The sequence below is a fragment of the Gryllotalpicola protaetiae genome (assembly GCF_003627055.1).
Lineage (GTDB): Bacteria > Actinomycetota > Actinomycetes > Actinomycetales > Microbacteriaceae > Gryllotalpicola > Gryllotalpicola protaetiae.
On record NZ_CP032624.1, the window covers coordinates 819,655 to 832,557 of the forward strand.

The window sequence follows — 12,903 nt, forward strand, 5'->3', positions numbered from 1 at the left end:
CTCGCCTCTTGCCATACTACGCAGAGCGGAATATGTTCAGCGCATGGCGACCTCTGAACTGCGCGATCCTGCGCTCTCGATCCTGACCGTGCTCGCGGGCGGCAGGCGACACGGCTACGCGATCATCAAGGAGGCCGAGGAGTTGACCGGCGGCCGCGTCACGCTGAAGGTCAGCTCGCTTTACTCCGCGCTCGACCGGCTCGAGGCAGAGGGCCTGGCCGAGCGCGCGGGTGACGAGACGGTCGAGGGGCGGCTGCGCCGCTATTTCGCTTTGACGGATGCCGGAGCCGAAGCCCTCCGCGTGGAGGCCGACCGACTCGAGGCCCAGGTCAGCGCTGCCCGTGATCGCCTCGCGGCGCGTGGCGCCGCCGTCGCCGGGGGTGCGGCATGACGGTTCAGCTGCGCACCGAGTTCGGCCGCTGGTCGCGGTGGTACCCGGCGCAGTGGCGCGTCGACAAGAGTGCCGCGATGCTCAGCGCCTACCTCGACCAGGCAGAGGGCGAGGGCCGCGACCGCCTGACCCGCTCCGAGAAGATGGGGCTTGTCGTCGGCGGCATCGGCGCACGGCTCGACACCGTCGCTCCGGGTCGGGTGCGCGATCAGACCGCCACCGTCATGGCGACGCTGCTCGGTGCGTTCGGGCTGATGGCGGGCATCGTCATGGAATGGGCGCCGGGCAACCCGGGGCCGCACCTGTCGGGGCGCTTCATCGGGGGCGCGAGCCTCGAGCTCACGTTCGCGCCGGGGCCCGCCACGCAGCGCGCCTTCGGTCCGTTCGAGAGCCCGTTCATCATTGTCTGCGCGCTGGCCGTCGCCGCGTGGCTGCTCAGCATGATCGGGGCGGAGCGCGCGTATCGCTGGCTTCTCGCTACGACCGCCGTCACTGGGCTCGCGGCCGCGGTCATTGCGGAGCCGTACTTCCACTTCTACGGCTGGCCATGGGATTTCGGGCTACCGGGCCTGTTCGTCGCGGTCGTCGCCCTGATGGCGCTCGCGGGTGGGCGGCCACGCTCGCCGTGGCGAGTGGCCGTCGGCACCCTGCTCTGGGCGTGCGTCTTCGCCGTCGGGTTCCTCACCTTCCCGGCCGTCGGCAGCTTCGTGGACAACTACCGCAACGGCGCGCCGACGTCGGCATTTCGCCTCTTCGAGCTGACCTTCTGGACGCGGCCGGTGATCATCGGGCCCACGGTCAAGGTGTCCGGCACCGGGGCAAGCGGCGCCTTTGAGGAATTCGGCGTCGTGCCCGCGGCACTCGCAGCCATCGCGATCGCGTTGGTCGGCGCGCAGGCGCTCGCACTCGCGGCCCGGCTCGCCATGTCGGCGACGATTGCCCTCTCGACGATCCCGTGGGGTGTCTTCCTCGCGTGGCTCTTCGTGACCGAACTGACCACCCAGCACGCGGTGCCCTACGCCGGGGAACGGCGTCTGGACTACCTCATCCTGAGCATCGATGCGCTCGTGCTGGCGATCGTCTACGCCGCCGCGGTCGCAGTGGCCGCCCACTATCGGCGACGGAGTCGTTCCACGGCATCCGTCGACATCGACCCCACTCCGATCGGCCGGTGAACCGCAGCTCGATCTGAGCCGATGTCGGCAGCTCGTGGTTGGCTGTCGCCATGTTCGAGACGGACGACGAAGTGGCCGCGCTGCAGGCGTTGCTCGACCGCAGCATGGCGGGCGCCGGCCCGCACCTTCGCGAGATCTTCGACGGCGCGCGCCTGAGCGCGCACGACTTGGTCGAGCGGATGCCGGGCATGCAGCTGCTCACGGTCGCCACCGTCTCGCGCGACGGCCGGCCCTACGCCGGCGCGGTCGACGGCTATCTGCTGCACGGCGAGCTCTGGTTCGGCTCCGGCACACAAGCGCTGCGCACGCGTCACCTGCGCCGCAATCCGGCCGTGAGCGCCACCTGGCTGCCCGATGCGCAGACCCAGCTCACAGTGCACGGCGAGGTCGAGATCGTGCCGTTCGCCGGCGAGCGCGCGGCGCCCCTGCGGCAGGCCATGCTCGATCACTACGTTCCGATCGAGGGCCCGGAGTGGGCGCGCTTCCTCGATGACCTCGTCGACGACGACTCGCCCGCCTTCAGAATCATCGCCGACAAGGCTTTCGCCTACTACCGGGCACCCCGCCGCCCTTGACGCATCGGCCACGGTTTGCCTAGATGAGGCCATGGCTATCCGTCAGGTTCAGGTCGTCTCGATTCCGGTCTCCGACCAGGACGAGGCGAAGGATTTCTACACCAACGTCCTCGGCTTCACGCTGCTCGCCGACCGGCAGTTCACCCCCGAGATGCGCTGGGTGATGGTGGCCCCGCCCGCCGCCCAGACAGCGCTGACCCTCGTCACCTGGTTCCCGTCGATGCCGCCCGGCTCGCTGCAAGGCACCGTTCTCGAGACGGACGACCTCGAGGGCGACCGCGCGGCGCTGATCGGCAAAGGCATCGCGGTGAGCGAGCTCCAGGACGCCCCGTGGGGACGGTTCGCCACGCTGGCAGACCCCGATGGCAACGGCATCGTGCTGCAGGCATCCGCCATCAATGCATCGGGTGCCGACGCATCGGAATGGTCAGGCCACGCCTGAGCGTCACTGGTGGAACTGCGGAATGATCAGGTAAATCCCGTAGAGCACGACGGCGACGGCGATCGCGAAGCAGAGATAGGCGCCGAAGGATGCCCACGTCGGCCGCTGATGCGAGATCGCGACCTCACCGTCTGCGACACGTTCGACGGAGCCATCCGGCCCAAGGCGCGCCTCGTCGGGGGCGCCGACCGCGAGCAGCCGCAATCCGAGGGCGAAGATGCTCACGAGGCCTGCCGCGAACACCAGGCTGACGACGAACTCGATCCCGAGCGAACCCCAGGCGATCACTTCGCACCTCCCACCGAGACCGTCGCCGGCTTGCGCGCCAGGACGTCCTCGTCGTCGTTGACGGTTTCCTTCGTGACCGGATGGCGGCGAGACAGGAACCAGAACGCCGCCATGCCGGCAACGGCCGCGACCACCACGACCACGGTGCCGATGGCACCGGTGCCGACGATGAAGCTCGCGAGCGCGGCGACGAGCGCCGCCGCCGGGACCGTGATCAGCCAGGCCGCGACCATTCGCCCGAAGGTGCCCCAGCGCACCGAGGCGAGTCGCTTGCCGAGGCCCGACCCGACGATCGAACCCGTGGTCACCTGGGTCGTCGAAAGCGGAAAGCCGAGGTGGCTCGACACGAGGATGGTCGCGGCCGAGCTCGCCTCGGCCGCGAAGCCCTGAGGCGGCGTCACCTCGGTGATCCGCTTCCCAACCGTGCGCATGATGCGCCAGCCGCCCGAATACGTTCCCGCGGCGATGGCGAGAGCACATGCCAGGATGACCCAGAACTGCGGCGAGGTGCCGCTGTGCTGGTAGCCGGCGGCGACGAACGTGAGGGTGATGACGCCCATCGTCTTCTGCGCGTCATTGGTTCCGTGGGCAAGCGACACGAGGGAGGCCGACACCGTCTGCCCGTAACGGAATCCTCGATCGGACCCGCGGGTCGTCGCCCGTCTCGTGATCATGTAGGCCGAGTACGTCGCGACCATGGCCACGAGGCCGGCGACGATAGGCGCGAACAGGGCGGGCAGCGCGATCTTCGAGATCACGTTGGCCCAGTCGACCGCGTTGAACCCGCTGCCGACGATGGCGGCGCCGATCAGGCCCCCGAACAGCGCGTGAGTCGAGCTCGACGGCAGGCCGACGTACCAGGTGGCGAGATTCCACATGATCGCTCCCACCAGGCCGGCGAAGATCATCACGGGCGTGATCTCGATCCCGCCTTGGCCCTCCTTGACGATCCCACCGGACACCGTCGCGGCGACCTCGGTAGACAGAAAGGCGCCGATGAGGTTCAGCACGGCGGAGATGAGCACGGCGACACGGGGCTTGAGAGCCCCCGTCGCGACAGAAGTGGCCATGGCGTTGGCCGTGTCGTGGAACCCGTTCGTGAAGTCGAACACGAGACCCAGGACCACGACGAGGATGACGATCGCGAGGGCGTCCATGCGGGGCAAGCTAAGCACCCGCAATGAACTCGGGGTGAACTATGCGGCCTGCGGCTGCAGGTAGTCCTCCCACTCGGGCAGCAGGTGCTCGGAGCCACGCACCATCCAGGCGGGCTCATGCGGCATCCGCGGCGTGAAACGCAGCTCCCAGCCCATGTCCGCGAGCGAGTGGTCGCCCTTCACGTTGTTGCACCGCAGGCAGCAGGCGACGAGGTTCTCCCAGGAATCCTGCCCGCCCTTCGACCTCGGCACCACGTGATCGATCGTCGCCGCAGCCTTGGCGCAGTATGCGCAGCGGTGCGCGTCGCGTCGCAGCACCCCGCGTCGCGACACCGGCACCTGGCGGCCGTGCGGCAGGCGCACGTAGCGCGTCAGCAGGATGACGCTCGGGCGGTCCCATTCCGCCGTGATGCCGAAAACGGGGTGGCCCGTGTCGATCTGCACGATCGTCGCCTTGTGATTCATCACGAGGGCGAGGGCGCGCTTGAACGAGACGACGGCGAGCGGCTCGTAGCCGGCATTCAGGACGAGAGTGCGCATGGGACTCCTCGGCGCGTTGGCGCGACCTGGCTGGTCACGACGACGGACTCTGCGTGCGCGAGGCGGCCCCGCACAAACAAAGAAGGCGCCGCCCGATGGGCGACGCCGAACATTCCTGCCTCAGGGCAGAAGTGGTGCACGTGGTGCAGATGGTGCCGGTGGTGCGACCGCCGCATGACCGCGCTGCAGCGCACGCGCGAGGCTCGCGCGTTCACAAATGCAGTCGAGTTCACGGACGTCTCCTACCGGTGGAGCGCCGCCGGATGCGGCGCACCGACGCGGTCAGACTAACCCGGAACGCGCAGATCACGCACGTGAGCAGGGCATTCGCACGCCGTGTCGTAACACAGATTTAAGCTTCGGACACCTCAGCGAGGCATCCGCCCGCCTAGCCGCCGAAGTGCTGGATGTGGTACGCAGACGTCCAGATCGGGCGCAGCCCCACGACGCCGCCGGGCTTCGGCGCGTCGTAGATCATCACGCTGCCGCTCGCGTCGGTGCCGGCGTAGAAGCCGACGTGCGAGCCGTCGTTCAAGGCGATGACGTCGCCCGGCTGCGCGTTCGCGAGCGAGATGGTCTGGCCGATGTGCCCCTGCTGGCTCGACGAGTGCGGCAGCGAGACGCCGAACTGGGCGTAGACGAACATGACGAAGCCCGAGCAGTCGAAACCGGCGGGTGTCGCGCCGCCGTACTGGTACGGCGAGCCCGCATAGGTCTCGGCCTTGGCGAGCACCGCCGCGAGGCTGTAGCTGGTGCCCGCGGGAACGGTCGCGAGATAGTCGGCTGCGGTCGGGCCGGTGTACGCCGCGCTGTAGCTCGCGGCCTTCGCGACGGCCGCCTTGGCGGCCGCGGCGCGAGCCTGGGCCTGCTTGGCGTTGGCGATGTCGTCGACGCTGGTGGCCTGGAAGTCCTCGTGCGCGGCGGCCGGCGCCGCAGCATCCGTCGCGACATCCGCCGACTGCGCGTTCGCCTTCTTCATCGTGTCGATGACGGCTGAGCTGCTGACCGTGTGCGCCTGCGTGCTCGGGTTGAACGCATAGGCCGGGATGGCGATGGTGCCGACGATGCCGACGGCTGCCACGAGGACGAAGACGTTGGCGAAGCGCTTGAGCGGCGACTTCCGCTTGGCAGGAGGGGTGGCGGATGCCTGCACCGCATGCTCCGTGACCGGGAGACGGCGCTTCGCTGCGCCGGCGCTCGAACGTGCCTCGAAGGCCTCTCGTGCCTCGCGGCGCGTCAGCGCGCCATTCGTCTTCCCGTTGAGTTCTGCCAAGGTGTGCACCTCCGGCGCTCACACGCGCACGCGCGCGTCCGTCCTGTTGGTCTTGGGCCCTGTGGGGTGGGCTTCGGCTTCACGAGGCGAGCGACGGAATCAAGAGCGTCTCGCCTCGGGTCTAGCGGCTGAGTCTCAGCCTTTCGACTCGATCGAGAATAGGGGAAGGTAACGGAAATGTCACACCGAAAAACAAATCGGTGGAACGTCAGGCGGCGATAAAGATGTGGCTCGCGACCTCATGCGGCAGTTCGAGCCCGTCGACGTAGCCATCGACCTCGGCGAGAACATATGCGCCGGCCGGCGACACCGTCACCGTGTTCCCAGGCACCACGCCGGCCTGCCGCAGCTGCGCGAGCAGCTCGGGGTCGAACTGAACCGGCTCGCCCAGGCGGCGGATCGTGGCCGTCACGGGCTCGCCCGAGGCGATGGCCTCGACGGTGCTGACGACGTTCTTGAGGAACACCGTCGAGAGCGTGCGCCCCTCGTCGTCCATCGGGGGATCGGGGTGCCGTACGGCGACTCGGTCGGGTCGCCCAGCATGCGGCGGATCTTCTCCTCGACCTGCTCGCTCATCACGTGCTCCCAGCGGCACGCCTCTTCGTGGATGAACTCCCAGTCCAGGCCGATCACGTCGGAGAGCAGTCGCTCGGCGAGACGGTGCTTGCGCATCACGTCGACCGCACGACGACGGCCCTTGTCGGTCAGCTCGAGGTGCCGGTCGCCTGACACGATGACGAGCCCGTCGCGCTCCATGCGCGCCACGGTCTGCGAGACCGTCGGGCCGGAATGCCCGAGCCGCTCCGAGATGCGCGCCCGCAGCGGCACGATCGCCTCTTCCTCGAGGTCCAAGATCGTGCGCAGGTACATCTCCGTCGTGTCGACGAGATCAGTCATCCCCGCTCCTCATTTCACGGTCGGATTGCTCTTGACAATCCGCCATTACAGCCTAGTTGGAAGGTGCGCACAGCCCCGGCCAATAAGCTGGTCGCATGCCGAGCATCACCCTGCCTGACGAACTGCTCCCCGCTGATGGCCGTTTCGGCTGCGGCCCCTCGAAGATCCGGCAGGAGGCGGTGAACGCGCTCGTGACGCGCGGCGCCGAGCTGCTCGGAACCTCCCACCGCCAAGCCCCGGTGAAGTCGCTGGTCGGCCGCGTGCGCGACGGGCTCGGCGAGCTCTTCCGCCTCCCGGATGGCTACGAGATCATCCTCGGCAACGGCGGCTCGACCGCCTTCTGGGACGCCGCCGCGTTCGGTCTGATCGAGAAGCGCGCCCAGAACCTCACTTTCGGCGAGTTCGGCTCGAAGTTCGCGAAGGCCGCCGGGGCCCCCTGGCTCGAGAAGCCGAGCGTCATCGACGCGCCGGCCGGGCAGAGCGCGAAGGCAGTCGTGACCGACGGCGTCGACGTCTACGCCTGGCCGCACAACGAGACCTCGACCGGCGTCGCGACGAAGATCGAACGGGTCGTCGGCGACGACGGCGCGCTGACGGTCATCGACGCGACGAGCGCCGCGGCGGGCATCGACTTCGATGTGGCGCAGACGGATGTCTACTACTTCGCGCCGCAGAAGAACCTCGCCTCCGACGGCGGCCTCTGGCTCGCGGCCATGTCGCCGGCAGCCATCGAGCGGATCGAGCGCATCGCGGCATCCGACCGCTACATCCCCGAGTTCCTGAGCCTCAAGCAGGCCGTCGACAACTCGCGCCTCAACCAGACGCTGAACACGCCCGCGGTGGCGACGCTCATCCTGCTCGACGAGCAGCTCAACTGGATCAACGACAACGGCGGACTCGCCTGGGCGTCCGCCCGCACCAAGCAGTCGAGCGACCAGCTCTACAGCTGGGCGGAGGCCACGTCGTACACGACGCCGTTCGTCGCCGACCCGGCCGACCGCTCGCAGGTCGTCGCGACGATCGACTTCGATGGGCTGGACGCGGCGGCCGTCGCGAAGGCGTTGCGCGAGAACGGCATCGTCGACACCGAGCCGTACCGCAAGCTCGGCCGCAACCAGTTGCGCGTCGCGACGTTCACGTCGATCGACCCGGCCGACGTCGCTCAGCTCATCCGCTCGATCGAGTACGTGGTCGAGCACCTCGGCTAGAACGGGCACACAAAACGCGGAGGGGCACATCGGATTCCGAATCCGGTGTGCCCCTCCGCGTAAAGTGCGCCGCTGGCGCTCGGTCACTCCTCCTCGTCGGAGGCGAGAGCGGCCTCTTCCGCACCCTGGAGGTCGGATGACTCATCGAAGTCGTCGACCTCGTCGTCGAAATCGTTGAGGTCTGAGACGTCGAGGTCATCGACGTCCACATCGTCGTCGTCATCGCCGAGCTCATCCGACTCGTCGTCATCGAGCTCCTCGTCCGACTCATCGTCGGAATCGGAGTCGCTGAGGAAGTCGTCGTCGGGCTCCGGCTCGCCCGCGACAGCCGCGGCCTCGCGCTCCGCCTTCTTCTGCGCCTGGTACTCGGCGAGGCGGTCGGCCCACGGCACCCAGTCGGGCGCGAGCAAGGCGTCGTCACCGGGCATCAGCTCGGCCTCGAGCACGTTCACCTCGCTCGAGTCCGGCTCGCGCGACAGCGACACGGTCCAGAACCAGCCCGGGTAGCCGGTCATCGTGTTCTCGAACAGCAGCGACAGCACCCGCTCGCCTTCGACCAGGTGTCCGACGGGCGCGCCCACAGTGGCCGCCGGCGTGATCTCGATCAGCGCCGCACGAGCCGCATCGACGGCACCGAGCAGAACCTCGTCGGCGATGGGCTCGGGGGCGAGGGATGCTTCAGCCGAGGCATCCGCATCGATCCCGGTGTTCAGCTCGTCGCTCACGCTCACGCCTCGAGGTCGTCGGCGACCTTGCGCAGCGCCTGCGCAACCTTGGTGCCGTGCGCCTTCGACGGGTAGCGGCCGTGACGCAGGTCGTTGCCGATGCCGTCGAGCACCTGGATCAGGCTCTCGACCACTGCCGCCATGTCGTCGGCCTTGGGCCGACGCGTGCGCGTCAGGCTGACCGGGGCCTCGATGACCCGCACCGACAGGGCCTGCGCACCGCGCTTGCCGTCGGCGATGCCGTATTCGAGGCGGGCGCCCGCCTTGACCTGCGTGCCAGCGGGCAGTGCCGTGGCGTGCAGGAAGACTTCTTGGCCGTCATCGCCTGCGATGAAGCCGAAGCCCTTCTCCTCGTCGTAGAACTTGACCCGTCCGGTGGGCATCGATACCTCTTTCGTCTGTTCCAGCCTCGGTCGGGATTGGCCGCCCCGAGGCCGGATTCAATTATCCTTGATTTCGTGCCCGACGAGTCCCGTCCCCCTGCCAGTCGACTGCAGCGCTCTCTCGCGTTCTTCAGCCTGATCCTGATCGGACTCTCGGTGATCGCGATCGTGATCCTGCTGATCGTCGGTGGTGCAGGCATGAAGATACCCACCACGCAGCTGCAGTATTTCGTCCAGTTCTTCCCGCTGGTCGCGCTTCCGTTGGGAGCGCTCGGCATAATTGCCTTGTTCGTCGTCGGTGCGATCGAGCACCGGCGCCACAATCCGCGGCAGTCCAAGTAGGCCGCGGCGACGGGGCGGGGAGAACGATGACGAGCACTCTCACACTCGCCTCCCGTCTGGCGGCCCTCGACGACGAGGCGCTGCGGCGCATCATCGCCCAGCGGCTGCCGCTGCGGCCGAAGATCGACGACTTCTTCGACCTCGCAGAGGCGCTGCTCGAGCACCCGGCCGTGCAGCACGCGCTCACGGGTCTCGACCGGCCCACGCTGGCGACCTTGGCGTCTCTCACGAACGGGCAGCGGGTCGATGAGGCGGATGCTTCGACCGCAGCCCACCTCGCGACGCTGGCCGGCCGGGCGCTCATCGAAGAGACCGAGAGCGGCTGGGTGCCGTACGAGGCCGTGCGCGAGCGCCTCGCTGCGTGGCCGCACGAGGGGCTGCCGAGCGCGCAGCAGCTGCTGACCGAGACACCGCCCACCGCGCTCGCCGCGGTGGACACCGACGCCCGGCCGACCACAGACCAGCTCGCCTCCGAACGCGCGTTCCAGTCGGTCACCGCGTTCGCGGAGATGTTCGGCGAGCTCGAGCGCGAGCCGGCCCGTGAGCTGCAGAAGGGCGGTCTGAGCCTGCCCGATGGGCGTCGCCTCGCCGCCGCGATGGCGGTCGACGCCGATGCCGTGCCCGTCGCGGTGTGGCTCTCAGAGCTCGCTGGCCTGGTGGCGCGTGACGGCTCGCTCTGGCTGACGACGGATGCCGCCGAGGAGTGGCTCACCGGCACGACGGCCGAACGCTGGCAAGCTCTTGCGGCGACCTGGCTCGAGGCCGTGCCGCCCTCGATCAGGCACCTGCTCGGCGGCCGCACCCACCAGCCGTGGGGTCGCGCCCTGCACGAGACCTTGGCGTGGTTCTACCCAGCCTCCGGCGAGCCGCTGCTACGCGCGGTGGAGCGCTTCGAGGCATCCGCGGAGCTGCTCGGCATCACCGCGGGCGAGCTGCCGAGCGCTGCGGGCGCCGCCCTGCTGGACGCCGGACCCGCGGCCGCCGCGACCGCGATGTCGCGGCTGCTGCCGGCCGAGGTCGACAAGGTCTACCTGCAGCACGATCTGACGATCGTGAGCCCGGGCCCTCTGGTGCCGAGCCTCGACGCGCACCTGCGCCGCGTGGCCGACGTCGAGAGCCGCGCGCTGGCGTCGAGCTATCGCGTCACCGCCGCGAGCCTCGAGCGGGCCATCGGCGCGGGCGAGACGGCCGAGTCGATCCGCTCCTTCCTGACGAGCGTGTCGCTCACCGGCATCCCCCAGCCCCTCGATTACCTGATCGATGAAGCCGTGAAGCGCTACGGGCTGATCCGCGTGCGCGAGAACGCGTCAGACGCGCGCATGCGCGCGTCGGTGCGCTCGGTCGACGCCGATCTCATCGGGGCGATCGCAGTCGACCAGGCGTTCGCGTCGCTCGGCTTCGCCCGCATCGCCGAAACAGAGCTGGTCACGCGCTTCCCGCGCGACGTCGTGTACTGGGCGCTCGCCGACGCGCGCTACCCGGTCGCCGCTGAAGACGGCAATGGGCGCATCGTCGGCGTCAAGAAGCGACACGCACCGGCGACCGACGCGATTCCGGTCGTCGACAGGGCGGCCACACTTGTCGCCCACCTGCGCGAGGCGGCCGCGACCGAGGCCGCCCAGTCGCCGGAGGCGTGGCTGTCCCGCCAACTCGAGACCGCTGTCAAAGCGCGGGTGCCGCTGATCGTGACCGTCGGCATGCCCGACGGCTCCGAGCTCGACTTCATGCTCGAACCGACGGGTGTCGGCGGCGGGCGGCTGCGCGGGCGCGACCGCAAGGCCGACATCGAGCGCACCCTGCCGCTCAAGAGCATCAAGGGAGTTCGTGCACCGTAGGCGGTAGGCTCGTTCCCTATGGCTGACGGACCCCTCATCGTCCAGAGCGACCGCACCGTGCTGCTCGAAGTGGCGCACCCACTGGCCGAAGACGCGCGCCACGACCTGGCCGTCTTCGCCGAGCTCGAGCGGGCGCCGGAGCACGTGCACACCTACCGCATCACCCGGCTCGGCCTGTGGAACGCGCGCGCAGCCGGCCATCGCGCCGAGGACATGCTCGCGACGCTCGACCGCTATTCGAAGTTCCCGGTGCCACAGTCGGTGGCGGTCGACATGCGCGAGACCGTCGAGCGCTACGGCAAGCTCGTGATCGAGCGCGACGCCGACGGTGCGCTCGTGCTGAAGAGCAACGACCGCGCGGTGCTCACCGAGGTCGCCTCTGCCAAGCGCATCGCGCCGCTGCTGCCGCGGCGCGTCGACGACGAGACCTATTCCGTCGAGGCGTGGGCGCGCGGCGCCCTCAAGCAAGAACTCGTGAAGCTCGGCTGGCCGGCCGAAGACCTCGCCGGCTACACGCCGGGAACGCCGCACCCGATCGACCTCGCGGAAAACGGCTGGCATCTGCGCGACTATCAGAACAAGGCCGTCGAGAACTTCTTCGAAGGCGGCTCGGGCGTCGTCGTGCTGCCCTGTGGCGCAGGCAAGACGCTGGTCGGCGCAGGCGCCATGGCGACAGCCAAGACCACCACGCTGATTCTCGTCACGAACACGGTCTCAGCCCGCCAGTGGCGGGACGAGCTGCTGCGCCGCACCTCGCTCACGGAAGAGGAGATCGGCGAATACTCGGGTCAGACCAAAGAGGTGAAGCCCGTCACGATCGCGACCTATCAGATCCTCACGGCGAAGCGGAAGGGCCAGTACGCGCACCTCGCGCTGCTCGACGCGCTCGACTGGGGTCTTGTGGTCTACGACGAGGTGCACCTGCTGCCCGCGCCGGTGTTCAAGCTGACCGCCGAGCTGCAGGCCCGCCGGCGCCTCGGCCTGACGGCGACGCTCGTGCGGGAGGACGGCCGCGAGGGCGACGTGTTCTCGCTGATCGGCCCGAAGCGCTTCGACGCCCCCTGGAAGGAGATCGAGGCCCAGGGCTTCATCTCTCCCGCCGCGTGCTACGAGGTGCGGGTCGACCTGCCGCCCTCCGACCGGCTCGAGTACGCCGCCTCGGCCGACGACGAGCGGTATCGCCTCGCTGCAACAGCGCCGGCGAAGCTCGACGTGGTGCGCTCGCTGGTCAAGCGGCACGAGGGCGAGCGGATTCTGGTCATCGGCCAGTACCTGGACCAGATCGAGACCCTGTCGGATGCCTTGGGAGCCCCGCAGCTGACGGGGGCGACCCCGGTCGACGAGCGCGAGCGGCTGTTCCAGGCGTTCCGCACCGGCGAGCTCAAGGTGCTCGTCGTCTCCAAGGTCGCGAACTTCTCGGTCGACCTGCCGGAGGCGACCGTCGCCATTCAGGTGTCCGGCTCGTTCGGGTCGCGGCAGGAGGAGGCGCAGCGCCTCGGCCGCCTGCTGCGGCCGAAGGAGTCCGGCCTGTCGGCGAACTTCTACACGCTCGTCGCGCGCGACACCGTCGACCAGGATTTCGCGCAGAACCGGCAGCGGTTCCTCGCCGAGCAGGGCTACTCCTACACGATCCTCGATTCGCACTCCCTCGACGCGATCGCCGCGTAGCGAT

At 69.0% G+C, this 12,903-nt stretch carries 14 protein-coding genes and 1 pseudogene; 8 read left to right on the forward strand and 7 right to left on the reverse strand.

The features are described 5' to 3' along the window. Window positions 1–43: 43 nt before the first annotated feature. Genes D7I44_RS04085 through D7I44_RS04100 form a run of 4 tightly spaced genes read left to right on the forward strand, consistent with a single transcriptional unit; the run spans window position 44 to window position 2,583 of the window. Complete coding sequence (locus tag D7I44_RS04085; RefSeq protein ID WP_120788312.1) at window positions 44–391, forward strand: PadR family transcriptional regulator; 348 nt, start codon at window positions 44–46, stop codon at window positions 389–391. Beyond that, window positions 388–1,566, forward strand: a complete 1,179-nt coding sequence (locus D7I44_RS04090) for a hypothetical protein (RefSeq protein WP_120788313.1) — start codon at window positions 388–390, stop codon at window positions 1,564–1,566. Before D7I44_RS04085 ends, D7I44_RS04090 begins: the two co-directional genes overlap by 4 nt. A 50-nt stretch (window positions 1,567–1,616) precedes the next feature. Continuing rightward, complete coding sequence (locus D7I44_RS04095; protein ID WP_120788314.1) at window positions 1,617–2,141, forward strand: pyridoxamine 5'-phosphate oxidase family protein; 525 nt, start codon at window positions 1,617–1,619, stop codon at window positions 2,139–2,141. A gap of 31 nt (window positions 2,142–2,172) precedes the next feature. Then, window positions 2,173–2,583, forward strand: coding sequence for a VOC family protein (locus tag D7I44_RS04100; RefSeq protein WP_120788315.1), 411 nt, complete (start codon window positions 2,173–2,175; stop codon window positions 2,581–2,583). 3 nt (window positions 2,584–2,586) lie between these two features. On the opposite strand, the gene D7I44_RS04105 is transcribed toward D7I44_RS04100, so the two are convergent. The 5 genes and pseudogenes from D7I44_RS04105 to D7I44_RS04125 all read right to left on the reverse strand — a co-directional run bounded on the left by D7I44_RS04105 (window position 2,587) and on the right by D7I44_RS04125 (window position 6,738). Next, window positions 2,587–2,871 (reverse strand): hypothetical protein, encoded by a 285-nt coding sequence (locus D7I44_RS04105; RefSeq protein WP_120788316.1) that lies wholly within the window; start codon window positions 2,869–2,871, stop codon window positions 2,587–2,589. Then, window positions 2,868–4,028, reverse strand: a complete 1,161-nt coding sequence (locus D7I44_RS04110; protein ID WP_120788317.1) for an inorganic phosphate transporter — start codon at window positions 4,026–4,028, stop codon at window positions 2,868–2,870. Before D7I44_RS04110 ends, D7I44_RS04105 begins: the two co-directional genes overlap by 4 nt. Before the next feature lie 39 nt (window positions 4,029–4,067). After that, a complete protein-coding gene (locus D7I44_RS04115) occupies window positions 4,068–4,568 on the reverse strand; it encodes an HNH endonuclease (protein WP_120788318.1) in 501 nt (166 codons plus the stop codon). A gap of 388 nt (window positions 4,569–4,956) precedes the next feature. Next, window positions 4,957–5,841, reverse strand: a complete 885-nt coding sequence (locus tag D7I44_RS04120; protein WP_220093831.1) for a C40 family peptidase — start codon at window positions 5,839–5,841, stop codon at window positions 4,957–4,959. A gap of 208 nt (window positions 5,842–6,049) precedes the next feature. Then, a pseudogene (locus D7I44_RS04125) lies at window positions 6,050–6,738 on the reverse strand (iron-dependent transcriptional repressor DtxR). A gap of 95 nt (window positions 6,739–6,833) precedes the next feature. On the opposite strand from D7I44_RS04125, the gene serC reads away from it, so the two are divergent. Next, window positions 6,834–7,946, forward strand: a complete 1,113-nt coding sequence (gene serC, locus D7I44_RS04130) for a phosphoserine transaminase (RefSeq protein WP_120788319.1) — start codon at window positions 6,834–6,836, stop codon at window positions 7,944–7,946. Between the two features lie 83 nt (window positions 7,947–8,029). On the opposite strand, the gene D7I44_RS04135 is transcribed toward serC, so the two are convergent. Next, entirely contained in the window at window positions 8,030–8,671 is a 642-nt protein-coding gene (locus D7I44_RS04135; RefSeq protein ID WP_245979999.1) for a DUF3027 domain-containing protein, read from the reverse strand. Between the two features lie 2 nt (window positions 8,672–8,673). Then, on the reverse strand, window positions 8,674–9,054 hold the full coding sequence (locus D7I44_RS04140) for a cold-shock protein (RefSeq protein WP_120788320.1): 381 nt from the start codon (window positions 9,052–9,054) through the stop codon (window positions 8,674–8,676). A 75-nt stretch (window positions 9,055–9,129) separates the two neighbouring features. Between D7I44_RS04140 and D7I44_RS04145 the strand changes: the two genes are divergently transcribed. From D7I44_RS04145 to D7I44_RS04155, 3 genes are read left to right on the forward strand one after another with little or no spacing between them, the layout of a single operon-like run. Beyond that, window positions 9,130–9,396: a hypothetical protein gene (locus D7I44_RS04145; RefSeq protein ID WP_120788321.1), complete on the forward strand. Its 267-nt coding sequence runs from the start codon at window positions 9,130–9,132 to the stop codon at window positions 9,394–9,396. A gap of 26 nt (window positions 9,397–9,422) precedes the next feature. Next, a complete protein-coding gene (locus D7I44_RS04150; protein WP_120788322.1) occupies window positions 9,423–11,231 on the forward strand; it encodes a helicase-associated domain-containing protein in 1,809 nt (602 codons plus the stop codon). A gap of 18 nt (window positions 11,232–11,249) precedes the next feature. After that, on the forward strand, window positions 11,250–12,899 hold the full coding sequence (locus tag D7I44_RS04155) for a DNA repair helicase XPB (RefSeq protein ID WP_120788323.1): 1,650 nt from the start codon (window positions 11,250–11,252) through the stop codon (window positions 12,897–12,899). Window positions 12,900–12,903: the final 4 nt, after the last annotated feature.